Source organism: Herbaspirillum sp. BH-1, assembly GCF_002870055.1.
Lineage (GTDB): Bacteria > Pseudomonadota > Gammaproteobacteria > Burkholderiales > Burkholderiaceae_D > Herbaspirillum > Herbaspirillum frisingense.
In genome coordinates this window covers 105,949-130,945 of record NZ_PKOI01000008.1, presented here as the reverse complement: position 1 = coordinate 130,945, position 24,997 = coordinate 105,949, and the positions used below count along the sequence as shown (strand labels likewise).

General features: G+C 65.1%; 20 protein-coding genes. 10 read left to right on the top strand and 10 right to left on the bottom strand.

Annotated features, from left to right (window positions below):
* Positions 1-120 precede the first annotated feature (120 nt).
* Positions 121-1,689, bottom strand: a complete 1,569-nt coding sequence (locus HBH1_RS13045) for a MocR-like pyridoxine biosynthesis transcription factor PdxR (RefSeq protein WP_102663096.1) — start codon at positions 1,687-1,689, stop codon at positions 121-123.
* A gap of 126 nt (positions 1,690-1,815) precedes the next feature.
* Between HBH1_RS13045 and HBH1_RS13040 the strand changes: the two genes are divergently transcribed.
* From HBH1_RS13040 to HBH1_RS13000, 9 genes are all read left to right on the top strand, one after another.
* Positions 1,816-3,096: a 4-aminobutyrate--2-oxoglutarate transaminase gene (locus tag HBH1_RS13040; RefSeq protein WP_102663095.1), complete on the top strand. Its 1,281-nt coding sequence runs from the start codon at positions 1,816-1,818 to the stop codon at positions 3,094-3,096.
* Between the two features lie 96 nt (positions 3,097-3,192).
* Positions 3,193-4,332, top strand: coding sequence for an ABC transporter ATP-binding protein (locus HBH1_RS13035; RefSeq protein WP_102663094.1), 1,140 nt, complete (start codon positions 3,193-3,195; stop codon positions 4,330-4,332).
* A gap of 162 nt (positions 4,333-4,494) precedes the next feature.
* On the top strand, positions 4,495-5,538 hold the full coding sequence (locus HBH1_RS13030; protein WP_006465266.1) for an ABC transporter substrate-binding protein: 1,044 nt from the start codon (positions 4,495-4,497) through the stop codon (positions 5,536-5,538).
* A 223-nt stretch (positions 5,539-5,761) separates the two neighbouring features.
* On the top strand, positions 5,762-7,045 hold the full coding sequence (locus HBH1_RS13025) for an ABC transporter permease (protein ID WP_102663093.1): 1,284 nt from the start codon (positions 5,762-5,764) through the stop codon (positions 7,043-7,045).
* 52 nt (positions 7,046-7,097) lie between these two features.
* Positions 7,098-7,931: an ABC transporter permease gene (locus HBH1_RS13020; RefSeq protein WP_102663092.1), complete on the top strand. Its 834-nt coding sequence runs from the start codon at positions 7,098-7,100 to the stop codon at positions 7,929-7,931.
* A gap of 48 nt (positions 7,932-7,979) precedes the next feature.
* Positions 7,980-9,437 carry an NADP-dependent succinate-semialdehyde dehydrogenase gene (gene gabD / locus HBH1_RS13015; protein WP_199181582.1) on the top strand — a complete coding sequence of 486 codons (1,458 nt, stop codon included), beginning with the start codon at positions 7,980-7,982 and terminating at the stop codon, positions 9,435-9,437.
* A gap of 260 nt (positions 9,438-9,697) precedes the next feature.
* Positions 9,698-11,026 carry an MFS transporter gene (locus HBH1_RS13010; RefSeq protein WP_102663091.1) on the top strand — a complete coding sequence of 443 codons (1,329 nt, stop codon included), beginning with the start codon at positions 9,698-9,700 and terminating at the stop codon, positions 11,024-11,026.
* The gene (locus HBH1_RS13005) at positions 11,026-12,045 is read left to right on the top strand and encodes a histone deacetylase family protein (protein ID WP_077236616.1); all 1,020 of its coding nucleotides are present in this window, start codon (positions 11,026-11,028) and stop codon (positions 12,043-12,045) included. The genes HBH1_RS13010 and HBH1_RS13005 overlap by 1 nt, the downstream gene beginning before the upstream one ends.
* A gap of 43 nt (positions 12,046-12,088) precedes the next feature.
* Positions 12,089-13,063 (top strand): LysR family transcriptional regulator, encoded by a 975-nt coding sequence (locus tag HBH1_RS13000; RefSeq protein ID WP_233207601.1) that lies wholly within the window; start codon positions 12,089-12,091, stop codon positions 13,061-13,063.
* A gap of 2 nt (positions 13,064-13,065) precedes the next feature.
* Here the strand turns inward: HBH1_RS13000 and HBH1_RS12995 are convergent, their stop codons facing one another.
* From HBH1_RS12995 to pruA, 7 genes are all read right to left on the bottom strand, one after another.
* The gene (locus HBH1_RS12995) at positions 13,066-14,601 is read right to left on the bottom strand and encodes a methyl-accepting chemotaxis protein (RefSeq protein ID WP_233207600.1); all 1,536 of its coding nucleotides are present in this window, start codon (positions 14,599-14,601) and stop codon (positions 13,066-13,068) included.
* 96 nt (positions 14,602-14,697) lie between these two features.
* The gene (locus HBH1_RS12990) at positions 14,698-15,417 is read right to left on the bottom strand and encodes an ABC transporter ATP-binding protein (protein ID WP_102663088.1); all 720 of its coding nucleotides are present in this window, start codon (positions 15,415-15,417) and stop codon (positions 14,698-14,700) included.
* Positions 15,414-16,220: an ABC transporter ATP-binding protein gene (locus HBH1_RS12985; RefSeq protein WP_102663087.1), complete on the bottom strand. Its 807-nt coding sequence runs from the start codon at positions 16,218-16,220 to the stop codon at positions 15,414-15,416. The genes HBH1_RS12990 and HBH1_RS12985 overlap by 4 nt, the downstream gene beginning before the upstream one ends.
* Positions 16,217-17,104, bottom strand: a complete 888-nt coding sequence (locus tag HBH1_RS12980; protein WP_102663086.1) for a branched-chain amino acid ABC transporter permease — start codon at positions 17,102-17,104, stop codon at positions 16,217-16,219. Before HBH1_RS12980 ends, HBH1_RS12985 begins: the two co-directional genes overlap by 4 nt.
* Complete coding sequence (locus tag HBH1_RS12975; protein WP_102663085.1) at positions 17,097-17,990, bottom strand: branched-chain amino acid ABC transporter permease; 894 nt, start codon at positions 17,988-17,990, stop codon at positions 17,097-17,099. The genes HBH1_RS12980 and HBH1_RS12975 overlap by 8 nt, the downstream gene beginning before the upstream one ends.
* A 102-nt stretch (positions 17,991-18,092) precedes the next feature.
* Positions 18,093-19,193, bottom strand: a complete 1,101-nt coding sequence (locus tag HBH1_RS12970) for an ABC transporter substrate-binding protein (protein ID WP_102663084.1) — start codon at positions 19,191-19,193, stop codon at positions 18,093-18,095.
* A 120-nt stretch (positions 19,194-19,313) separates the two neighbouring features.
* Positions 19,314-20,933 carry an L-glutamate gamma-semialdehyde dehydrogenase gene (gene pruA / locus HBH1_RS12965; RefSeq protein ID WP_102663083.1) on the bottom strand — a complete coding sequence of 540 codons (1,620 nt, stop codon included), beginning with the start codon at positions 20,931-20,933 and terminating at the stop codon, positions 19,314-19,316.
* A gap of 219 nt (positions 20,934-21,152) precedes the next feature.
* On the opposite strand from pruA, the gene HBH1_RS12960 reads away from it, so the two are divergent.
* Entirely contained in the window at positions 21,153-21,851 is a 699-nt protein-coding gene (locus HBH1_RS12960; protein ID WP_102663082.1) for a GntR family transcriptional regulator, read from the top strand.
* Between the two features lie 48 nt (positions 21,852-21,899).
* On the opposite strand, the gene HBH1_RS12955 is transcribed toward HBH1_RS12960, so the two are convergent.
* The gene (locus HBH1_RS12955; RefSeq protein ID WP_102663081.1) at positions 21,900-22,790 is read right to left on the bottom strand and encodes a LysR family transcriptional regulator; all 891 of its coding nucleotides are present in this window, start codon (positions 22,788-22,790) and stop codon (positions 21,900-21,902) included.
* 89 nt (positions 22,791-22,879) lie between these two features.
* Positions 22,880-24,970 (bottom strand): FAD-binding oxidoreductase, encoded by a 2,091-nt coding sequence (locus tag HBH1_RS12950; RefSeq protein ID WP_102663080.1) that lies wholly within the window; start codon positions 24,968-24,970, stop codon positions 22,880-22,882.
* Between the last annotated feature and the right edge of the window lie 27 nt (positions 24,971-24,997).

Sequence of the window (24,997 nt, the reverse complement as noted above, 5' to 3'; positions counted from 1 at the left end):
TCTGCCTGCCTTGCATGGACACCATCTTAGGTCCGCAAGCTCGCGACCGCCAGAACCTGCCCCGATAAAGACTTTCATCGCAGAAGCGAAAATCGCCCGCAATCCCTTGCTGCAGGCGGCTCACGCCAGATGCGGCTTGATCACCGCAGCCAGCTTGTCGAAGGCCCGGGCGATCTCGTCATTGGGCACGCTGGCATAGCCCAGCAGCAGTCCACGCCGCGCACCACGGGCATGCATGTAGTAGCGCGACAGCGGTCGCACCACGATGCCGGCGGCCAGCGCCTGCTCGCAGATGAGCACGTCGTCGCATTCCTGCGGCAGACCCAGCACCAGGTGCAGGCCGGCCTCGCCGCCGGTGATGGTCATCTTTTCGCCGAAGTGGCGATTGATGGCCTGTTGCAGCAACTGCAGCCGTTCCGCGTAGAGCACCCGCATCTTGCGGATGTGCGACGCAAAATGCCCCTCGGCCATGAAGTCGGCCAGCGTCGCCTGCAGGAACACCTGGCCGTTGCGGTACAACTCGGCGATGCCGGTGGCGAAGGCGCGGGAGAGCGATTCCGGCACCACCAGGAAACCGATGCGCAGGCCCGGGAACATGATCTTGCTGAAGGTCCCCATGTAGAGCACCCGGTCCTGCGTATCCATGCCCTGCAGCGAGGCCAGCGGCCGTCCGCCGTAGCGGAATTCGCTGTCGTAGTCATCCTCGATGATCCACACCTTGTGGGTCGCGGCGTATTCCAGCAGCATGCGCCGCCGCGACAGGCTCATCACCATGCCCAGCGGATACTGATGCGAAGGCGTGGTGCAGATGAAGCGCGGTGGCCGGCGCAGGTTGGCCAGGCGCATGCGCATGCCTTCCTGGTCCACCGCGATAGGGACCGACTGGATGCCCAGCGAATTGAGCACGCTGCGCGTGCCCCAGTAGCAGGGGTCTTCGACCCAGGCGGTATCGCCATGCTCGCCCAGCAGCTTGACCACGATGTCGATCGATTGGTGGATGCCGGTGGTGATCAACACCTGCGAGGCCGTGCAATTGACCGAGCGCGCCACGCGCAGGTATTCGGCGATCTGCTCGCGCAGCCCCGCATAACCGGCGCCGGGGCCATAGGTCAGCAGGTCGGAATTGGAACGGCGCCAGTGCTTGTTCTGCAGCCGGCCCCAGATCTTGTAAGGCACGCAGGTGACATCCGGCACACCCGGCATGAAGGCACCCCACTGGCGCTCGCCGACGCCGGCCTGGCGCGTCAGCAGCGCGCCCCGCGCCGACAGTTCGGACTTGCCGGAGGGGTCCGTCAGCGGCTCCTTGCGCTCCACTGCATCCGGCATCTGGTCCGGCGCCGTGTCGGCCACGAAGGTGCCGGCGCCGGTGCGGCTTTCCAGATACCCCTCGGCCAGCAACTGCTCATAGGCATAGGTCACGGTATTGCGCGAGGTCCCCAGCTCCGTGGCGAGGTCGCGCGAGGACGGCAATTGCATGCCGGCCGGCAAGGTGTGGGCCAGGATGGCTTCGCGGATCAACTGGTAGATCTGCCGATTCACCGGAACGGCAGCCGCGGTCTTGCCTGTGCGGGAGCTTTTCGTTGCGGTGCTTTCCCGGCCGGCAGCGGCACGACCCTTGCCCGGGCCGGCCTTGGACGGAGGCCGGTTGATGCGCAGCAGCAGATAGTCGGACAAGGAGGCGAGTTTCAAGTGGCACCATCAGATATTTGAAATTGGCTCTATATTACAGTGCCACTTGGGTTTTATATTGTTTCCTGACTCAGCAATTTCCGCGCCGTGCCGGCGCCACTCAACGCAGCAAGAACGGAGCAAGCAATGACCACCCAGGTGACCAACCAGGAACTGCAAGAACGAAAGAACGCCGCCACCCCGCGCGGCGTGGGCGTGATGTGCGACTTCTACGCCGAGCGTGCCGTGAACGCCGAGTTGTGGGATGTCGAGGGCCGCCGCTTCATCGACTTCGCCGCCGGCATCGCCGTGCTCAACACCGGCCACCGTCATCCGAAGCTGCTCGACGCCATGCGCGCCCAGATGGAGAAGTTCACCCACACCGCCTACCAGATCGTGCCCTATGCCAGCTACGTGGAACTGGCCGAGCGCATCAACGCCGTGACCCCGGGGGACTACCCCAAGAAGACCGCCTTCTTCTCCACCGGCGCCGAGGCGGTGGAAAACGCCATCAAGATCGCCCGCGCCCATACCGGCCGCCCTGGCGTGATCGCCTTTGCCGGCGGCTTCCACGGCCGGACCATGATGGGCATGGCGCTGACCGGCAAGGTCGCTCCCTACAAGCTGGGCTTCGGTCCCTTCCCGGGCGACGTCTACCACGCTCCCTACCCCAGCGCGCTGCACGGCATCAGCACCGACGATGCGCTGGAAGCCGTCAAGGGCCTCTTCAAGAGCGACATCGAAGCGCGCCGCGTGGCCGCCATCATCCTGGAGCCGGTGCAGGGCGAAGGCGGCTTCTACGCCGCCCCGGCCAACTTCATGCGCGGCCTGCGCGCCATCTGCGACGAGCACGGCATCCTGCTGATCGCCGACGAAGTGCAGTCCGGCTATGGCCGTACCGGCAAACTGTTTGCGATGGAACATTACGATGTGCTGCCCGATTTGATGACCATGGCCAAGAGCCTGGCCGGTGGCATGCCGCTGTCGGCCGTCAACGGTCGTGCCGAGATCATGGATGCGCCCGCCCCCGGTGGCCTGGGCGGCACCTATGCCGGCAATCCCCTGGCGGTGGCCTCGGCGCTGGCAGTGCTGGACGTGATGCAGGAAGAGAAGCTGGTAGCCCGTGGCGCGCGCCTGGGCGACAAACTGCAGGAGCATCTCAAGGAGCTGCGTTCGGCCGTGCCGCAGATTGCCGAAGTGCGCGGCGTGGGTGCCATGGTCGCCGTGGAGTTCGCCGACCCGGCCACCGGCAAGCCGGATGCGGACTACACGAAGAAGGTGCAACAACACGCCCTGGATCACGGCCTGCTGCTGCTGACCTGCGGCAGCTACGGCAACGTGATCCGCTTCCTGTTCCCGCTGACGATTCCCGATGCCGTCATGGACGAAGCGCTGGGCATCCTGGCCGCAGCCATCAAGCTGGCCTGAGATTTGCATTGCAGGGCAGCTGCAGGATCAGTAGCAGATCAGTAACAGGGTAGACGGGCCGGGCGACGAATCCGGCCCCGCGTAGAGAGAGGATCGATGATGGCAGCTTATGCAATGAAGCAGGCACCGCAGCAACAAGCGACGGCCGACAGCAACAGCGACGTGCTGGTGCAGTTCTGTGGCGTGAAGAAGACCTATGACGGCGAGAACCTGATCGTCAAGAGCCTGGACCTGGAGATTCGCCGTGGCGAATTCCTGACCCTGCTCGGCCCCTCGGGTTCGGGCAAGACCACCTGCCTGATGATGTTGGCGGGGTTCGAGTTTCCCACCGGCGGCGAGATCCGTCTCGATGGCCAGTTGCTCAACCGCGTGCCACCCCACAAGCGCAACATCGGCATGGTGTTCCAGAACTATGCGCTGTTCCCGCACATGACCATCGCCCAGAACGTGGCCTATCCGCTGTCGGTGCGCAAGATGGATCGCGCCACCCGCGAAGCCAAGGTCAAGCAGGCGCTGGACATGGTGCAGATGGGGAAATTCGGCGACCGCTATCCGACCCAGCTCTCGGGCGGCCAGCAGCAGCGCGTGGCGCTGGCGCGCACGCTGGTCTTCGATCCGCAACTGGTATTGATGGACGAACCGCTGGGCGCGCTCGACAAGCAACTGCGCGAACACATGCAGCTGGAACTGAAGGCCCTGCACAAGCGCCTGGGCGTGACCTTCGTCTATGTCACCCACGACCAGAGCGAAGCCCTCACCATGTCCGACCGCGTGGCCGTCTTCGACCAGGGCGTGATCCAGCAACTGGCCCCGGTGACCGAACTCTACGAATATCCCGACAACCAGTTCGTGGCCAACTTCATCGGCGACAACAACCGTTTCCAGGGCAGCGTGGAATCGGTACAGGGCGAGCACTGTACCGTGCGCCTGGCCGATGGCACCGTGCTGACCGGTCTCAATGTCCACCGCGCGCACGCCGGCCAGGCCGTCACCGCCTGCGTGCGCCCCGAACGCATCCGCCTGGCCGCAGGCGGCAGCAGCGAACCCAACAGCCTGCGCGCCACCATCGGCGGCCTGATCTATTTCGGCGATCATGTGCGCGTACGGTGCACCGTCACGGGGCAGGAAGATTGCTTCGTCAAGCTCTCCCTGTCCGACCCGGCGCTGGCCGGCTTGACCGAGGGCAGCAGCGTGGTGCTGCATATCGCGCAGGATCGCCTGCGCTGCTTCCTCTGAGCGCCCTGACTCCCTCCCGTTTACTTAGTTTTTTGTTTCGCCGTACCTTGATGTTGCAGTTCCATTTGTTAGTTTTCCAGGCAACGCAGATTGCCCATGAAGTCCGATCCAGCGCAACAACGTCACACAGTCAACAAGCACGATAACCAACGAGGAACAACAATGAAACGCCTGACACCCGCCCTGCTGTCCCCGCTCGCCCTGGGCCTGCTGCTTTCCGGCGCGGCCTCTGCCGCTGAACTGACCCTGGTCAACTTCGGCGGCGCCAATGGCAACGCGCAGAAGGTCGCCTACGTCGAACCCTTCCAGAAGAGCACCGGCACCAAGGTCGTGACCGCCGAATTCAACGGCGAACTGGCCAAGGTCAAGGCCATGGTCGAAACCAAGAAGGTCAGCTGGGACGTGGTGGAAATCGATGGCGGCGACCTGAACCGCGCCTGTGACGATGGCCTGATCGAAAAACTGGACCTGGCCAAGACCATCAAGAAGGACGACTACATCCCCGAAGCCACCGTCAGCGAATGCGGCATGGGCGCCTTCGTCTGGTCCACCGTGCTGGCCTACAACGCCGACAAGCTCAAGAGCGCACCGACCGGCTGGGCCGATTTCTGGGACACCAAGAAATACCCCGGCAAGCGCGGCATGAAGAAGAGCGCCCAGTACAACCTGGAGTTCGCCCTGATGGCCGACGGCGTGCCGACCAAGGACGTCTACAAGGTGCTGGCCACCAAGGAAGGCGTGGACCGCGCCTTCAAGAAACTGGACCAGTTGAAACCCAACATCCAGTGGTGGGATGCGGGCGCCCTGCCGGCACAGTTCCTGGCCTCGGGTGACGTAGTCATGGCCAACGCCTACAACGGCCGCATCGATGCTGCCCAGCGCGAAGGCAAGAACCTCAAGGTGGTCTGGACCGGCAGCGTCTACACCCTGGATTACTGGGTGATCCCCAAGGGTTCGCCGAACAAGGCCCTGGCCGAGAAGTTCATCAGCTTCGCCAGCCAGCCCGAGAACCAGAAGGTCTATGCCAACAACATCGCCTACGGCCCCGTCAACAAGGGCGCCCTGAAGCTGCTTGATGCCAAGACCCTGGGCAACCTGCCGACCTCGCCGGCCAATGCCAAGGACGCCGTGCAACTGAGCCTGCAGTTCTGGACCGACCACGGCGAAGAGCTGGAGCAACGCTTCGCCGCCTGGATCGCGAAGTAAGAGGCCCCATGCAGCTGCGCGCTCCCACTCCCGTTCGTCCTGAGTAGCGGCGTAGCCGCGTATCGAAGGCGCCCGCCTCTGTGCGCCTTCGATACGGCCCTCGCAGGGCCTACTCAGTCCGAACGGGAGCGGGTATTGCAGCAGCAGTTGCATGCGTCCCGCAACGGCGCGCTGATTTCCAGGAACCGTTGTGTTGAAACTGCTGCCACCGGACTACCGAGACATGACCACCATCGCCACCCGCACCGCCGCCGCCATGCCCCTGGCCGAACCCGACCCGCAGCAACTCAAGCGCGAACTGCACGCCGCCCAGACCCGCAAGCGACTGGGTGCGCTGGCACTGATCGCCCCCCTGGCGATCTTCCTGCTGCTGACCTTCGTGGCCCCCATCGTGGCGCTGCTGCAGCGCGCCGTGGAAAATCCCGAAGTCGCCGCTACCCTGCCGCAGACGGTGGCCGTACTGTCGCGCTGGGACCGCAAGGCCGCCCTGCCCGACCAGGCTTACGCCGCCCTGGCCGAAGACCTGGCCCGCGCCAAGGAAGAGACCACCGCCGGCAACCTGGCGCGCCGTCTCAATATCGAAATCGCCGGCTCGCGCTCGCTGGTGATGGGTACCACCCGCGCCATGCCGCTGCGCGGCGCCGACGGCAAGCCACTGGCGCCGGCCGCCGCGCGCGAGGCCATCATCGCCCTCAATCCGCTCTGGGGCCAGCCCGACATCTGGCGCGTGATCGCCCAGAACGGCTCGGTCTATTCACCCTATTACCTGCTGGCCTCGCTGGACCTGCGCCAGAACGTCTTCGGCGACATCGAAGCGGCCGCGCCCGAATCGGCCATCTACCGCACCATCTTCGGCCGTACCCTGTGGATGAGCGCGGTGGTCACCCTGATCACGCTGCTGCTGGCCTATCCGCTGGCCTACTGGCTGTCCACCATGTCGGAGCGCCGTGCCAACCTGCTGATGATCCTGGTGCTGATCCCCTTCTGGACTTCCATCCTGGTGCGCGTGGCGGCCTGGATCGTGCTGCTGCAATCGGAAGGCCTGGTCAACAAGGCCCTGATGCTGGCCGGCCTGACGCAGTCGCCGCTGGAACTGGTGTTCAACCGGGTCGGCGTGTATATCTCGATGACCCACATCCTCCTGCCCTTCATGATCCTGCCGCTCTACAGCGTCATGAAGTCGGTGCCGCCGACCTATCTGAAGGCGGCCGTGTCGCTGGGTAGTCACCCGTTCGCCGCATTCTGGCGCGTCTATGTGCCGCAGACCTATCCGGGCGTGGGCGCCGGCGTGCTGCTGGTATTCATCATGGCCGGTGGCTACTACATCACCCCGGCCCTGCTGGGCGGCCCCAACGAACAGATGGTGAGCTACTTCATCGCCTACTTCATCAATACCACCATCAACTGGGGCATGGCCTGCGCACTGGGCTCCCTGCTGCTGGCCGCAACCCTGGTGCTGTACAGCGTCTACCGCCGCTTCGCCAAGGTCGACGTCGGCATCGGATGAGCTTGCACCGACCGACTGCCGCGCTGCCATCGATGAATCCAGGAAATCCGCCATGAACAAACCGCCTCTCTTCCCGCCCTATACCTCGCTCGTCGAACGGGTCTGGTACTTTGCCTCGCGCAGCTTCAACCTGCTGGTGTTGCTGTTCCTGGTGCTGCCCATCCTGGTGATGATCCCGCTGTCGTTTTCCGACAGCAGCTTCCTGATGTATCCCATCAAGGGGTTCTCGCTACGCTGGTATGAGAACCTGTTCACCTCGGACGACTGGATCCGCGCCGCCAGGAACAGCTTCATCGTCGCCCCGGCCGCCACCGTCATCGCCACCGTGCTGGGTACGCTGGCTGCGGTCGGGCTGAACAAAGCCGACTTCCGCGGCAAGGGCATCCTGATGGCGGTGCTGATCTCCCCCATGATCGTGCCGGTGGTGGTGGTGGGCGTGGGGGTGTACCTCTTCTTTGCCCGCATCGGCCTGGCCGACAGCTATCTCGGCCTGATCCTGGCGCATGCCGCACTGGGCGCGCCCTTCGTGGTGACCACCGTGCTGGCGACCCTGCAGGGCTTCAACCACAACCTGGTGCGCGCCAGCCTGAGCCTGGGCGCCAGCCCCTTGCGCACCTTCTTCCGCATCACCCTGCCGGTGATCGCACCGGGCCTGATCTCGGGCGCCCTGTTCGCCTTTGCAACTTCCTTCGATGAAGTCGTTCTTACCCTGTTCGTAGCCGGCCCCGAGCAGGCCACGCTGCCGCGCCAGATGTTTGCCGGCATCAAGGACAACATCAGCCCGACCATCGCCGCGCTGGCGACGATCCTGATCCTGTTTTCGACCTGCCTGCTGCTGGCCCTGGAATGGCTGCGCGGGCGTAACAAGGCCGCAGCCCGCTTCTGACGCTGCGCCCATCCGGATACCCACATGGAAACCCAACGGAGACCCGACATGCTGCAACAACTCAAAGACCCTTCCCTGCTGCGCCAGCAAGCCTATGTCAACGGCGCCTGGTGCGACGCCGACAGCGGCGCCACCCATGAAGTCCACAACCCGGCCAACGGCAGCCTGCTGGGCCATGTGCCGATGATGGGCGCAACCGAGACGCGCCGCGCCATCGACGCCGCCAACGCTGCCTGGCCGGCCTGGAAGAAGAAGACCGCCAAGGAACGCAGCGTCATCCTGCGCCGCTGGTATGAGCTGATGATGGCCAACGCCGACGACCTGGCCCTGATCATGACCGCCGAGCAAGGCAAGCCGCTGGCCGAGGCACGCGGCGAAATCGGCTACGCCGCCTCCTTCATCGAATGGTTCGCCGAAGAAGGCAAGCGCACCTACGGCGACACCATCCCCTCGCCCTCCCCGAACAGCCGCATCGTCGTGGTCAAGGAAGCCATCGGCGTATGCGCGGCGATCACCCCGTGGAACTTCCCGGCGGCAATGATCACCCGCAAGGCCGGCCCGGCGCTGGCCGCCGGCTGCCCGATGGTCTTGAAGCCGGCCGAAGCCACCCCCTTCTCGGCCCTGGCGCTGGCGGTCCTGGCCGAGCGCGCCGGTGTGCCGGCGGGCGTGTTCAGTGTCGTTACCGGCGCGGCCAAGGAGATCGGTGGTGAAATGACCTCCAACCCCATCGTGCGCAAGATCAGCTTCACCGGCTCCACCGGCGTGGGCAAGCTGCTGATGCAGCAGAGCGCATCGAGCATCAAGAAGCTCTCGCTGGAACTGGGCGGCAATGCGCCCTTCATCGTCTTCGACGATGCCGACCTGGATGCCGCCGTCGAAGGCGCCATCGCCTCCAAGTACCGCAATGCCGGCCAGACCTGCGTATGCGCCAACCGCATCTACGTGCAAGACGGCGTGTACGATGCCTTCGCCGCCAAGCTGGTGGAAGCGGTGAAGAAGCTCAAGGTCGGCGACGGCATGGAGAATGGCGTGAACCAGGGCCCGCTGATCAACGAACAGGCCGTCAAGAAGGTCGAACAGCACGTCGCCGACGCCGTCGCCAAGGGCGCCCGCGTGCTGCTGGGCGGCAAGCGCCACGCGCTGGGCCATGGCTTCTTCGAACCCACCGTGCTGGCCGACGTCACCCCGGCCATGCAGGTCGCCCGCGAAGAGACCTTCGGCCCCATGGCCCCGCTGTTCCGCTTCAAGACCGACGACGAAGCCGTGGCCCTGGCCAACGACACCGAGTTCGGCCTGGCCAGCTATTTCTATTCACGCGACATCGGCCGCATCTGGCGCGTGGCCGAAGGCCTGGAATCGGGCATGGTGGGCATCAATACCGGGCTCATTTCCAATGAGGTCGCCCCCTTCGGCGGCGTCAAGCAATCCGGCCTGGGCCGCGAAGGGTCGCACTATGGGATCGATGATTATCTGGTGGTGAAGTATCTGTGCATGGGGGGCATCTGACGCCAGCCATCGCCGCTGGAAGTTAACGCTCCTGACCAGACCTCGCATCGGCTCTTGAAAACGCCGCACCGCTGTGCAAACAGCCGTGCGGCGTTGTCCATGATGGCGCAGGCGCACAAGCACAGCGCAGGCCGTTGCACGCATTTGTCGCATAAGAAAACTGAATGTGAAAGATTCAAAAAGCTAATTTTTCTTATGAGCGCGGCAATCGTATAACTCCAGTTCCCCTTACCTCAACACCCACCACGGGAGACTGGACCATGCATACCGCCCCACCCCGGCACCAGCCGGTTCGCGCCTCACTGGCCGCCTTCGTCGGCACCATGATCGAATGGTATGACTTCTACATCTACGCCATGGCCTCGGCCCTGGTGTTCGGCAAGCTGTTCTTCCCGACCACCAATGGCTTCTACGGCACGCTGGCTTCCTTTGGCACCTTCGCCGTGGGCTTCCTGGCGCGACCGCTGGGCGGGGCAATATTCGGCTACATCGGTGACCGCGTCGGTCGCAAGAAATCGCTGGTGATCACACTGCTGATGATGGGCTCGGTGACGATCCTGATCGGGCTGCTGCCGACCTATGCCAGCATCGGCATCTGGGCGCCGGTGGCACTGGTACTGCTGCGCCTGATCCAGGGCATCGCAGTCGGCGGCGAATGGGGCGGGGCCGTGCTGATGGCGGCCGAACATTCGCCGGATCGCAGCCGGCGTACCTTCCTGGCTTCCTTCGCGCAACTGGGCAGCCCCGCCGGGCTGATCCTGGCCACGCTCATGTTCAAGCTGGTCAGCAGCCAGGACAATGCGGTCTTCCTCGACTGGGGCTGGCGCGTTCCCTTCCAGGTGAGCGCCCTGTTGCTGGCGGTGGGATTCGCGATCCGGCTGTCGGTGCAGGAGTCGCCCGACTTCCTGGCCGAACAGCAGCGCCGCGCCAAGACACCGGCCACCCGGGCCGAGCGCGCACCGCTGACCGAGGTACTGCGGGGCGCGCCCGGCCTGCTGGCGCTGGCCATCGGTGCCAATGTGCTGGGCATCGCCGGCTTCTACTTCACCAATACCTTCATGCTGGTGTACACCACGCAATACCTGCACCTGCAGCGGGCGCTGGTGTTGAATGGCTTGCTGGTGGTGTCGGTGATGCAGTTCTTCATCACGCCGCTGGCGGCGCAGCTGGCACGCGGTGTCGGCAATCATCGTTTCCTGGTGGCGATGTCGGCGCTGTCGGTGGTCTCGCCCTATGCCATGTTCTCGCTGGTGGACCAGGGTTCGCTGGCCAGCGTGACAATGGGCGTGGCGATCGCGGTGCTCTTCATCGGCGCCTACTATGCGGTCATCGCCGGCTTCGTCAGCGAAGCCTTCCCGACCCGCATCCGCTATACCGGCATTTCCATGGCCTATCAGGTCTCGGGCGCCATCTTCGGCGGGCTGACACCCTTGCTGGGCACCGTCCTCGCGGAAAAATTCCAGGGCCAGTGGTGGCCGCTGGCCCTGCTGTTCTCCGGTATCTCGCTGCTGTCGCTGCTGTGCGTGCAACGCCTGGGCCGTGCGCACCATGCCGCCCCGGAACGCGGTCTGCAGGCGCAGGAGGGCTGATGAAGACCTTCTACCACCCCGACCAGAAACTGCATCACCCCCAGAGCTATTACTCGCGCGGCAAGATGCGCGTGCCGCAGGAGGTACCGCAACGGCTGGACGAACTGGCCGCGCTGGCCACCCGCCTGGGCTTTGCAGTACAGGCACCCCCGGATGCCGGGGCGGCCGCCATCGGTGCGGTGCATGCGCTGGATTATCTGCAATTCCTGCAGGAGGCCCATGCGCAATGGATGGCCTTGCCCGACGACTGGGGCGATGAAGTGGTCTCCAACATCTTCGTGCGCGAGCCCAATCCCCTGCGCGGCGTACTGGCCAAGGCGGCGCGTTACCTGGCCGATGGCAGCTGCCCGGTGGGGCCACAGACCTGGCATGCGGCCTACTGGTCGGCGCAATGCGCCATCGCCGGCGCGCAGGCGCTGCTGGCCGGGGAGCGGCGCGCCTATGCGCTGTGCCGCCCACCGGGCCACCATGCGCGGCGCGATGCGGCCGGTGGCTTCTGCTATCTCAACAATGCCGCCATCGCCGCGCAGATGCTGAGCGAACGTCATCGGCGGGTGCTGGTGCTGGATACCGACATGCACCACGGCCAGGGCATCCAGGAAATCTTCTATGCCCGGCGTGACGTGATGTATGTCTCCATCCACGGTGATCCGGTGAATTTCTATCCGGTGGTGGCCGGCTTCGAGGAAGAGCGCGGCCAGGGCGAAGGCCTGGGTTACAACCTCAACCTGCCCATGCCCCATGGCTCGCCGGAGGCGGTCTTCTTCGACCGGCTGCAGCAGGCCTGCCGCGCCATCACCCTGTATCAGCCGGAGGTGCTGGTGCTGAGCCTGGGCTTCGACATCTTCGAGAAGGACCCGCAGGCCGTGGTCGGCGTGAGCGCGGCCGGCTTCGAACGGCTGGGGCGTGCAGTGGGGGCGCTGGGACTGCCCACGCTGGTGGTGCAGGAAGGCGGTTACCATATTGCCGGATTGCAGGACAATGCCGCGCGATTCTTCGCCGGACTGGAGCATCCCTGAATCGTCATTGCCGCGCCCCCAGCCCCCAACGCCAGAGCCACCCATGCGCCACGACCCCGTCAGCCCTCGCCCTCTCCTGCCGCCGCTGTCCTCGGAACGCATGGACTGGAACCTCTTGCGCACCTTCATGTTCGTGGTCCAGGAGCGGGGCGTGGGGCGCGCCGCCGAGACTCTGTGCCTGAGCCAGCCTGCGGTCAGCCAGGCCCTGCGGCGGCTGGAAGAGACCCTGGGCGGCGTGCTGCTGCATCGCCGCCATGGCGAATTCCGCCTGACGCCGCTGGGCGAGGAAATCTATGCCGTGGCGCGGGAGATGTATGGCATGGTGGCGCGCATCGATGGCGCCGTCGGGCATGCCGGCGAGGACGTGGCGGGCAGTCTGCGGCTGTTGCTGATGAGCCGGGTGCAGAGCGCGGCGTATGACGATTTCCTGGCGCGCTTCCATCGCCGCTATCCGCGTGTGGAGTTTCGTATCGACGTCATGCAGAGTGCCGCCATTCTCGACACCCTGGCCAAGGGCAGCAGCGGCCTGGGCCTGTGCCTGTGCCGCAAGCCGGTGGAAAAGCTGGAGCGGCGCCTCTTCCTGCGGCATCGCTATGTGCTGGTGTGTGGACGCCATCATCCCCTGTTCGCCCAGCGCAGCGTCAGCATGGTCGAACTGCTGGTGCAGAATTTCGTCTGCTTCGCCAGCGACCAGTTGGGCGACACGCTCTCCCCGCTGACCGTCTTCCGCGACCAGCAGGGCTTCACCGGCCACATCGCCGGCGCCTCGTCGCATGTGGAGGAAATCCGCCGCATGGTGGTGGCCGGCGTGGGCCTGAGTTTCCTGCCCGAGCACCTGATCGGCCAGGATGTGGCCGAGGGCCAGTTGAAGGTCCTGCCCCTGGACGGGCCGGTGGCCGAGATCGATGTCTTCCTGACCTGGCATGGGCAGCGCAAGCTGTCGGCGCCGGAACAGGCTTTCCTGGCCTCGTTTGAGAGGTTCCTGCAGCGGGTGCCGCTGGAGGCCAGGACGGTCTGAAGCTACGCCAGCCGGAACACGCCCACCGCCGCCGACAGGTCCCGGGCCTGCTCCTGCAAGGCTGCCGCTGCAGCGTTTGCCTGTTCCACCAGGGCCGCGTTCTGCTGCGTACCCTGGTCGATCTGGGTGACGGCGTCATGGATATGCTCGATGTCCTGGCGCTGCGACTCGTTGCTGCGGGCCATGGCCGCCACCAGGTGACTGACCTCTTCGATGCGACCGGCGATGCGCTGCATGGTGGCGCCAGCGACCTGGGCCAGGTGGCTGCCGGCATCGACCTTCAGGACCGTATCGCCGATCAGGGTCTTGATCTCCTGGGCGGCCGCACCCGAGCGTTGCGCCAGCACCCGGACCTCGGCCGCCACCACGGCAAAGCCACGCCCCTGTTCGCCGGCGCGGGCTGCTTCCACGGCCGCATTCAGGGCCAGGATATTGGTCTGGAAAGCGATGGCATCGATCATCGCGATGATCTCCACGATCTGCCGTGAGGCGGCATCGATGGCTTGCATGGTCTGCACCACCTCGCTGACCGCGCGCCGGCCGTCGGTCGCCACCTCGGCCGCCTGGCGTGCCATGTCGTCGGCCTGGCGGGCCGCTTCGGCGTTGTGCCGCACGGTGGCAGTCAGCTTGGTCATGGACGCGGCGGTCTGTTCCAGCGAGGCAGCCTGGCGCTCGGTGCGACGGGACAGGTCGAGGTTGCCGTTACCGATCTCATCGGAGGCACTGGTGATGGCGACCGTGCTATGGCGGACCTTGGCCACGATCTCCACCAGACTGCCATGCATGCTGGCCAGGGCCTGCATCAGGCGGCCGGTTTCGTTGCGGCCGATGCCATGGACGTGTGCGCCGAGATGGCCCAGATCGCCCTGGGCCACGCGGGTAGCGATGTCAATGGCTTGCTGCAGTGGCCGCGAGATGGCGCGCAACAGCAGCACGCCCATCACCAGGGCGAACAGCAGGCCAGCCGCCATGGCCACGCCACTGGCGATGAAGACCAGACGATAGCGTTGCTGCGAGTGGGCATAGATGGCGGCGCCGTGTTCGCGCTGCAGGGCGATCAATTGCGCCATCGGTACACTGGCCCGCGCATACAGCGGAGCCAGGGTCTGACTGTAGAGTTCGGTGGCACCGGGGATATTGAAGCTGCTGACGGCCTCGATGGCAGGTGAGACACCCTGCTGCCAGAGCGCGCGGTAATGCTCGCTGAAGCGGGCGGCGAGGGCGCGTTCCTCTTCGTCCTCGATGGTCTCCAGATAGGCTTGCCACGCCTGATCACCCTCCTTGCGGGCGCGCTGCAAGGCGTCCAGCTCGCCCTGAATGGCAGCGGGATCGAGAATGGCAGCGGCGATGCCCGAACGACTGCGGTCCAGCGCCGCCATGACCTGACCGAGCTGCTGCACGGGCAACAACCGTTGCGCATACATGGCGCGTAGTTCGGCATTGCTGCCGGCCAGGCTCCACAGCCCCAGCAGCCCCAACAACAGCAACATGGCCGAGAGAAAGCCCATGCCACCGGCCAAGCCCGCCCTGATCGTCAAATGACGCCCCATCCTGCCCCCCCTTGCCCGTATTTCCGGATGTCAAAAAAAGCGGGCCGCAGCGCTCGCTACGACCCGCAAGGCACACTACTGAAATCAGGCGGCGCGACCACCCAGATAAAGCTCCCGGACCTGGGGATCGTGCATGAGCTCCCCGGCCTTGCCGCTCAAGGCGACCGTGCCCATGGACAGCACATAGGCGCGGTCGGAGATGCGCAGGGCCTCCATGGCGTTCTGTTCCACCATCAGTATGGTCACCTGTTCCTTGTCGCGGACGGTGCAGATGGCGTCGAAGACTTCCAGCAGCACCTTGGGCGACAGCCCGGCCGAGGGTTCATCGAGCAACAGCAGGCGGGGACGCGGCATCAGCGCCCGCGCCAGCGCCAGGATCTGACGTTCGCCGCCGGACAGGGAAGCGGCCGGGGCATTGAACTTGCGACGCAGTACCGGGTAGTCCTCGCACAGTTGCTCCATGCGCTGACGCGCTTGCAGGCTGCTCAGGTAATGGCCGCCCACCTGCAGGTTCTCGCGCACCGACAGCGCGGCGAAGACGTTCTCTGTCTGCGGTACGAAACCGATGCCGCCATGGCGGATCTTGTGATGGACCGGCTGCGCCGAGATGTCTTCACCTTGCAGGGTGATGCTGCCCTGGCGCGGCCTGAGGAAGCCGGCAATGGTCTTGAGCAGCGTCGACTTGCCGCAGCCGTTGGGACCGAGCAGGGTGATGATTTCGGCGTGTTGCGCATGCAGCGACATGCCCTTGAGGATATCGACCTCGGCGCTGTAGCCGGCGACCAGTTTGTCGATCATGATCATGGCGTGACCTCCGTAGCTTGATCCTGTTGCGATGTGCCGCCGCCCAGATAGGCCTGCAGCACCCTTTCGTTGGAGGAGAGCTCCTGCGGGGCGCAGCTGGCCACGATGTGGCCACGATCGAGCACGATGCAGCGACTGCAGACTTCGCGGATGAAGTGCATGTCATGCTCGACGATGACCAGGGTCATGCCCTGTCGATTCAGGCGCAGCAGCGCCTGCACGATATCGTTGCGCAGATTGGGATGCACGCCGGCCGTGGGCTCGTCCAGCATCAACAACTGCGGATCGCCCATCAGGGCGCAGACGATGCCCAGCAACTTCTTTTGGCCGCCCGACAGGGCCGAGGCCGGCAGATCGCGTACATGGGTCAGCAGGAATTCGTCCAGCAGCCGGGTGGCCTTGTCGCGCGCGGCCTGCTCGGCCCGTCGGGCGGCCCGGCCACGCAACAGGGTTTCCCAGAATCCGTGGTGGGCGGAAGCGGCGGCCATGGCGACTTCGATCACCGACATCTTCTGCGGCATGGACGGCAACTGAAAGGTGCGCGCCACGCCCTGCCCGACGATGCGGTGTGCAGCCAGCCGACCGATCTCCTGCCCGGCATAGCGCACCGAACCGGCATCAATGGCTTCGAAGCCGGTGATGGTATTGAGCAGGGTGCTCTTGCCGGATCCATTGGGACCCAGCAGGCCGACGATCTCGCCGCGACCGATGGCAAGGTGCACGTCCTGCAGGACGCGGTTGCCGCCGAAGGCCTTGGCCAGGGAACTGACTTCCAGCAGCGCTGGGGAACTAACGTGGGTCATGGGATCTTCCTCAGCTTTTCGGGAATCAGGCCCTGGCTACGCCAGAGCAGCGAGGCCAGCAGGATCAGGCCGATGAGTCCGATGCGCAGTGCACCGGCGATGTCGGAACCGAACTGCAAGCTGTCCTTGGCAAAAGGCACCAGGCCATAGGCCGCCTGCACCAGTACCACGCCCGTGATGACACCCACGGTATTGCCCATGCCACCGATCATGAGCATGGTCCACAGCATGAACGTCTCGGAGGCCAGCATGTAGTCGGGACCGACGAAGCTCATGTAGTGGGCGTAGAGGGAGCCGGCCAGGGCGGTGGTGGCGGCGCCGGCCATGATGGCGCGTGACTTCAGCGCGCGCAGGTCGTAGCCCATGCAGGCGGCCAGCTTGGGTTCTTCCCGCATGAGGCGCAGGGCGCGGCCGAAGCGGCCATCGCCCAGGCGTTGACAGGCAGCGGCCAGGACCGCCAGCAACAGCAGCACCAGGGCCAGGAAGCTCAGCGCCCCCCAGGGCTTGGGCAGGTCACCGAACAGGAAGCGGATGGCGCTGATGCCCTGGGCACCGCCGGTGAGCCAGTCTTCATTGGTGGCGACAGTACGCAGGATTTCGGCGATGGCCAGCGTGGCAATGCCCCAATAGTCGGCACCCAGTTGACGCCCCAGGCGGGCAATGCACCAGCCCAGCACGATGGCCACCAGTACGCCCAGCGCAGCCCCGGCCACGGCCGGATAACCGGCTGCGGTGACGATGCCGGTGGCATAGGCGCCGATGCCGGCAAAGGCGATATGGCCGAAGTTGAGCAGACCCGCATAACCGGCCTGCAGGTTCAGGCCCAGTGCCATGATGGCGTAGATGCCGGCGATGGTCAGTGAAAAGATCAGGAAATCAGACACGACGCACCTCGCGGTCGAAGAGGCCGTAGGGCTTGAGCAGCAGCGCCAGCAGCAGGATCAGGAAAGAGGCCGCGCTGATGTAGGCCACCGGCAGGAAGGCGACAGGCTTGCCGAAGAGCCAGCCGAAGTTCAGGTTGGTCACCACGGTCTCGGTCAATGCGATCAGGAACGCCCCCGCCACGGCGCCTAGCGGATTGCCCAGCCCGCCCAGGATGGCAGCGGCAAAGACCGGCAAGAGCATGTCATGCCCAAGGTTGACGTGGGCACCGCTGGTGATGGCCAGCATGCTGCCCCCCAAGGCCGCCAGCGCACCGCTGCAGAAATTGACCAGGCGCGTGATGTGCTCGGCATTCAGGCCCGAGGCCGCCGCCAGGGCGGGGTTGGAAGACAGTGCCCGCATGGCGCGGCCGGTACGGGTGAAGAACAGCAGGGCCGCCAGCAACGCCAGCAGGATCACGGTGGTGGCCAAGGCATAGAGCTGGGTATGGCCGATGCGGATATCGCCCACCTGCAGCGCCGGCGTCAGTGGCAACTTGAACATCAGCGGGAAGGAACCGAACACGCCCAGCGAAAACGCCACCATCAGCATGGCCAGGGCCAGCGAGCCGATCATGGTGATGGCCGGGCCGGACGCCAGCAGGCGGCGGAACACCAGCAAGTGCAACAGCAAGGTGAGCAAGCCCACGGCGCAACAGGACAGCAGGATCGCGGCCACCATCGGCACACCGGCGGCATGCAGGAAATAGCTGAAATAGGCGCCCAGCATGGCGTACTGCACGTGCGCGATATTGGGAAACTTCACCAGTCCATACACCAGTGACAGGCCCAGCGCGATCAGCGCCAGGTCCGAGGTGCGGACCAGTGTGTCAATCAGGAATTGAAACATCGGATACTCCGGGAAATGCCGGGACCGCCCCCTCCCCCGGCGGCGGCCCGTGCAGGAAATGCGAACGGCACGTTCAGCGCAGGCGCACGTGCCGCCTCTGACTCAGCGGGGAACCACCTTGCCCTGGTACTTGAGCTTGGCGTAGGGCGGGTCCTGGCGCTGGCGGTCCTGATCGAAGTTGATCGTGCCGGTAACGCCGGCGTAGTTCTTGCCGATCTCCTTCAAGGCCGTGGCGACCTCGGCCGGATCGACCGACTTCGCCTTGTTGATGGCGGCGGCCGTCATCAGCACGGCGTCATAGGCGTAACCGGTATAGGAGGTCTTCATGCCTTCCTTGTATCGGGCACTGAAGGCTTCGGCATAGGCACGTCCGGCCGGACCGTCGACCGAACCCACTTCCATGCCCAGCTGGCCGTTGGCGATCTCGGCCGGCGTGTCGGACAGGCACATGGACAGCAGGATGCCGTACCAGGGTGTCTTGCGCAGGCCCAGTTCGAAGGCTTCGCGGTTGAGGATGGCCGACTCCTGGCCATAGGCGGTATAGACGTAGGCGTCCGGTGCGCTCCTGGCGATCTGCTGCAGTTCGCGGCGATAGGTGGACTGGCCGGCGGTGTAGAGGACTTCGGTGATGACCTGGCCACCGAGTTTTTCGAACTCCTGCTTGAAGCCGTGCGCCACGCCCTGGCCATAGGCATTGTTGGGGGCGATCACGGCCACCTTGCGGTAGCCCAGCGCCCAGGTGTCGGCCGCGGAGAAGCGGTTGCCGAAGTTTTCCAGCCCGATCAGGTTGAAGGAGGTGGCACCGATGTCGCGGATCTTCACGCTGGTACTGGCGATGTTGATGTGGACCACGCCTTCCTTGACCAGGTACTGACCCAGCGGAATGCTGATGCCCGAGGAATATTCGCCGATCACCACCGGCACCTTGTCCACCGACACCAGCTTGCGCGCGGCGTTCAAGGCCGTGGTCGGGTTGCCGCCGGAGTCTTCGACGATGACGGAGAACTTCTTGCCCAGTACCCCGCCCTGGCTATTGACCTTGTCCACCGCCAGATCCACGGCACGACGCACGTCTTCGCCCACGGTGGCATTGGCACCGGTGAGCGAGAGGACGGCGCCCATCTGTACCGTCTGCTGCGCCATGGCGCCTGACCCGACCACCCAGGCGGCCGCTGCCACGGCCGCTTTCATCCTGATCTTCATTGCTCTCTCTCCCTTTTTTAAGAAAAGCCGCTCCCTTGCAGCGCTGCTGCAGGTCGGGCCCTGATTGCTGGAATTGCCGGCTGCCGGCCGGCGGCGGACGATCGATGCGTTGCGCCGGCGCTACTTGTTCATGTGCGCATAGGTGTAGTCATGCGGCGGCGCCGAGGTTTCCTTGACGGTGCGCGGTGATACCCAGCGCAACAGGTTCAGCGCCGAACCGGCCTTGTCATTGGTGCCACTGCGGCGCGCGCCGCCGAAGGGTTGCTGGCCGACCACGGCGCCCGTGGGCTTGTCGTTGATGTAGAAATTGCCTGCCGCAAAACGCAGCGCCTGGCCGGCCTGCTGGATGGCGGCACGCTCGCTGGCGAAGACCGCCCCGGTCAGGGCGTAGGCGCTGGTGCCGTCCACCAGTTGCAGGACTTCGTCCCACTGGCTGTCCTGGTAGACGTACACGGCCAGCACGGGACCGAAGATTTCGTTTTCCATCAGCGCGTGACGCGCATCCTTGACCTCAATGACAGTCGGCTCGATGAAATAGCCGCTCCGGTCGTCACACTGGCCGCCGACCAGGACCTCGGCCTGGGCATCTTCGCGGGCGCGATAGATGTAGCTGCGGATGCGATCAAAGGCGCGCTTGTCGATGACCGCCCCCATGAAGTTGGCAAAGTCGCAGACATCGCCCATCTTGATCGACTTGACCATGGCCACCAGGCGCGTCTTGACTGCCGGCCACAAGGAGGCCGGAATGTAGGCACGCGAGGCGGCACTGCATTTCTGGCCCTGGTATTCGAAGGCGCCGCGGACCAGTGCCACGGCCAATGCATCGACATCGGCCGAGCGATGCGCCAGCACGAAGTCCTTGCCACCGGTCTCGCCGACCAGGCGCGGATAGGCGCGATAGCGCGCGATGTTGCGCCCGACCTCGCCCCACATGCTGTCGAACACCGCCGTGGAGCCGGTGAAATGCACGCCCGCCAGGGCTGCGTGGTTCAGCGCCACGTTGCTGATCTCCACCGGATCGCCCGGCACGAAATTGATGACACCCGGCGGCAATCCGGCTGCCTCCAGCAGTTCCATGAAGAGATAGTTCGACAGCGATGCCGTGGCCGCCGGCTTCCACAGCACGGTATTGCCCATCAGCGCCGGCGCGATGGCCAGGTTGCCGCCGATGGCCGTGAAGTTGAAGGGCGTGACGGCATAGACGAAGCCTTCCAGCGGCCGGTATTCGGTGCGGTTGCGTACGCCCGGCGCGTGGCGCGGCTGCATCTGCGCGATCTCGTGGGCGAACTGCACGTTCAGGCGCAGGAAGTCGATCAGTTCGCAGGCCGAATCGATCTCGGCCTGGTAACAGGTCTTGCTCTGGCCGAGCATGGTGGCCGCGTTCATGCGCGCGCGCCAGGGTCCGGCCAACAGGTCGGCGGCCTTTTCAAACACCGCCGAACGCTCCTGCAGCGACCAGTTGCTCCACTCGCGCTGCGCCGCCAGGGCGGCATCGATGGCGGCGCTACAGGTCTCGCGGTCGCCGTGGTAGAGATTGGCCAGTACGCGCTCGTGATCGTGCGGAGCCCGCACCGGCGTGGTGGTCCTGCCGTACAGGGACTGACCATTCACTACGGCCGGAATATCACGGCAGGCGTTCTTCTGGGCCGTCAGTTCGGCGCGCAAGGCCTCGCGTTCAGGGCTGCGTGGCGCGTAGTTCAAGACCGGCTCATTGCCCGATATTGGATATGAATTAGCCATTACTTTATTCAACTTTATATAAATTGGATCCACTTACTAACGATTGGATCCAGTCTATCAGAGGAAAAGTTGAGGCACAATAAGAACTTTTCAGACCACAGATTCCGCCAATGCGAGCGATGCCGACGGGCAATGCCGATGACGTTCGGGCCGCAGCGCAGCGCCGGCCTCGAACCCGGGCAGCGAGCAGGAATCGGCGACCCAACAAGAAAATCGACAATGCCAACGCAAAACAGCCGGGCCAAGGCCGCCAAGGGGCTCCCGCAAATCATCCGCGACCAGTTGCGTTATGAAATCCTCAACGGCAGCATGGCCTCCGGCACCCAGTTGCGCCAGGACGCCCTGGCCGAACGTTTCAACACCAGCCGGCTACCGGTGCGCGAAGCACTGCGCCAGCTTGAATCGGAGGGGCTCATTACCTACCAGCGCAATCGCGGTGCGGTGGTGGCGGGGATGGATGTGAACCAGCTGTGCGAGATGATGGATATCCGCATCGCCCTGGAATGCCATGCGGCCAAGATTGCCGTCCCGAACATGGTGCAGCGGGATCTGGCGCAGTTGCAGGAGATCCTGGATCTCTACAACGCTTCTGATTCGGTCGCGGAATGGGCAGAGTACAACCGCCGCTTCCACCTGGCGTTGTGCGCGCCATCCAATAACAACAAGCTGCGTCGGTTGATCGAGGAATTCTGTCTGAACACCGACCGCTACACCCACGAAATGATGTCGCTGGCCACCGGCAAGGAAGGCCCGCAGAGCGATCACTTCGAGATTCTGGAAGCCTGCAAGCAGCGCGATGCGGCCAAGGTGGCCATGCTTCTGGAGCGACACATCCAGGAAACCAAGAACAATCTGCTGGCCACTGACCGGCTCAAGCGCGAACAGGCGGCAGAGCAGGAGCAGGCGGCGCTGCGCTGAGCGTGAGTGTGAGCGTGAATGCGCGCGCCGATGCCGGGCACGGCGGGTTCAGCGGAACAAGGGGTTGTTGCGCAACCGGCTGACGGCCAGGTCGATGAAAGCCCGCACCTTGGCCGGTGAGTGCCGCCCTTCCGGGTAGAGCACGTGGATCGGCAGGGGTGGCTCTTCGAATTCGCGCAGCACGCGCTGCAAGCGGCCTTCCTTCAGATCGGCCGCGACCTGGTAGGCCAGCACCCGGGTCATGGCCCAGCCCTTGCGGGCGGTGCTGATGGCGGCTTCGTTGGTGTTGGTCTGCAGGACGGCATCGATCAGCACGCGCTGGCCGTCGGCGAAGCGCCATTCCGGCGAGGCCCAGGCGCTGGTGGAGGTGACGATGCGATGCTGCTTGAGATCGGTAGGCGAGGCAGGTGTGCCGTGCTGGCGCAGGTAATCCGGCGCGGCGCAGATCACCTGGCTGACCGATCCCACCTGGATGGCCGTAAAGCCGGAGTCGGGCAGATGGCCGATGCGTATGGCCACGTCCATGCCTTCCTCGACGATGTTGACGGGGCGGTCGATGAAGAAGGTGCGCGCCCGCATGTCGGGATAGAGGTCCAGGTATTCGGTGACGATGGGCAGCACATGCATCTGCCCGAACATGAAGGAGGCGGTCACCGCCAGCGTGCCGGCAGGCCTGGCGTGGTGGCCGGCGGCGGCGGCCTCGGCTTCGGCGATCTCGCCCAGAATGCGGCGGCAGTCTTCCAGGTAGCGCGCGCCGGCTTCGGTGGTCTTCACCGAGCGGGTGGTGCGGATCAGCAGGCGCCCGCCGACCAGTTCTTCCAGCGCCGCCACGGTACGGGTCACCACCGGGGCGCTCAATTGCATCTGTCGCGCGGCCTTGGCGAAACTGGCCGTTTCCGCGACTTGTACGAAGATGCGCATCGCCAGCCAACGGTCCATGTGCTTCCCTTCCCTGGGTGTCGAAGAAGCTCGCATTATGCCTGCTTCCGTCGGGCCAGAGGCAACCCGCATGGCGCGCACGATCCCGCCTACAGCGCCAGTTCGATGCGGCCCCTGCCCGGCTCGGCCGGCTGCGCGGGAACGGCGCAGCACAGCAGCACTTCACCCTCGCCGACCTTGGCCTGGGGCGGCGTCGGGTAGGTGACGGCGCCGGCCAGCAGGCGAGTGCGGCAGGTGCCGCAGTGGCCTTCGCGGCAGCTGAATTCGGGCTCCAGGCCGCGGGCCTCGGCCAGTTCCAGCAGGCTGCCGGTGCCGGGCGTCCAGCGTGCTTCCTTGAGGCTGTCCATGAAGAACACCGGCACCGCTTCGGTGGCAACCGGCACCGAAGCGGGTGCGGCTTGTGCTGCCTGTGCGGCTTGTGCCATCTCGGTGGCAGCGCCGGTGCGGGTGAGCGATGCCGGGCCGAAGGCTTCGGCATGGATGCGGTCATCGCCGATGCCATAGCCGCGCAGGCCGTCGTAGAGCGATTGCATGAACGGTGACGGCCCGCACAGGTAGAACTCGTAATCACCGAAGGGCAGCGAGCGTGCCAGCAAGGTCATGTCGATGCGGCCGGCGGCATCGAAGTCGCGGCCTTCGATGGCATCGGTGGTGTCGCCCAGCACGCGCACCACCTTGATGGCCCCCTTGCCGGCGGCCACCAGTTGCGCCAGTTCGGCGTCGAATGCGCGCTCATTTTTGCTGCGTGCAGCGTAGAACAGCGTGGCCGGGCGCAGGCGCTGCGTGCGCAAACCTTCATACACCATGTGACGCAGCATCGCGATCATGGGCGTGATGCCCACGCCACCGGCCAACAGGACCACCGGCCGGGAGGATGTTTCATCCAGCATGAAATCGCCGGCCGGCGCCCGCACTTCAATATGGTCACCTTCCTGCAATTGCGCATGAAGATGCTGGGATACCTGGCCATCACGCTTGACGCTGATGCGGTAATGCGCATCCGACGGTGCCGAGGACAAGGTATAGGTGCGGATCAGCGGCTTGTCGCTGCCGGCGGTCTGCACGCGGATCGGCAGGTGCTGGCCGGGCAGCGCCGGCAGCAGGCCGGCACCGTCATCAGGCTGCAGGTGGAAGGAGCGGATGGAATCGCTCTCCTGCACCACGCGGGCGACCTTGAGCCTGCGCCAGCGGCTGCCCTGCTCCTGGGCCAGCAGGCGTTGGCCGGTCTGCTGCCAGTCGCCCGTCATGAGCGAGTTCGGCGACCAGGCGTCTTGCTGGAAACGCCAGCGCAGGGCCAGCGCGCCGGTGCGACGCACGATCTTGCGCGGGCGGAAGGTCCACAGCCGCTCGGCGCCCTGGAAGGCGGCGATCTCGGGCGAGTCCAGGATCAGCTCGGCCTCGCCGGTCATCTGCAGGACATTGCCCTTGTCGAAATCGACGAACATCAGGCCGGCCCGGCCATTGAGGACGATGTTGCCAAGTGTGGAAAAGAACAGGTTGCCGTCGAAGTCCGGCACGGTCAGCGAGCCGTCCTGATTCACCCGGACGAAACCAGCCTTGCCGCCGCGATGCGAGACATCGACCTGGCGAGCTTCTTCCAGATCGACATAGGAGGCCACGAAGAAGGTGTCGGCCTGGCCGATCAGCGTGCGGGCTGCAGCGTCGAGGCTGGTCATCGGCTCGACCTGGTCGACGTGGGCCGCTTGCGGTTCGCGTTCGAAGGAAAAATCACGCAGCTGGATGTAGCGCGGGCAGTTGCCGAAACTCTGGTCCACCTCCACCCGCCAGCCATCGGCCAGCGGCGTGAGCACGCCATTCATGCGGTTGCGGCGACGGGTATGCAGTTCCATCCCCAGCAAACCCACTGGCGCACCGGCGACCATGCCGGCCGCTGCCGGGTCCTGGGCCGAGGGGCGGGCCTGGATGTCCAGCACCGTGGGCGAAGGCGACGCCATGAAGCCGGGCCGGCCTTCCAGGAAGGTGGCCCAGGCATCGCCCTCGGCGTCCACGCTACCCAGCACGATGAAGGGCAACTGGGCGTAGAAGGCGCGATGCTGGTCGGGCATGAAGTCGCGCACCACGCGACGCCCCACCGCTTCCATCTTGTCGGCCACGCCCAACTTTTGCTGGAGCAGCTTTTCGCCGGCATGCCAGGTCGGTGCGTTGGAAGGAGTCTTCATGGCTGGCCTCACTGAATCTGATGGGTG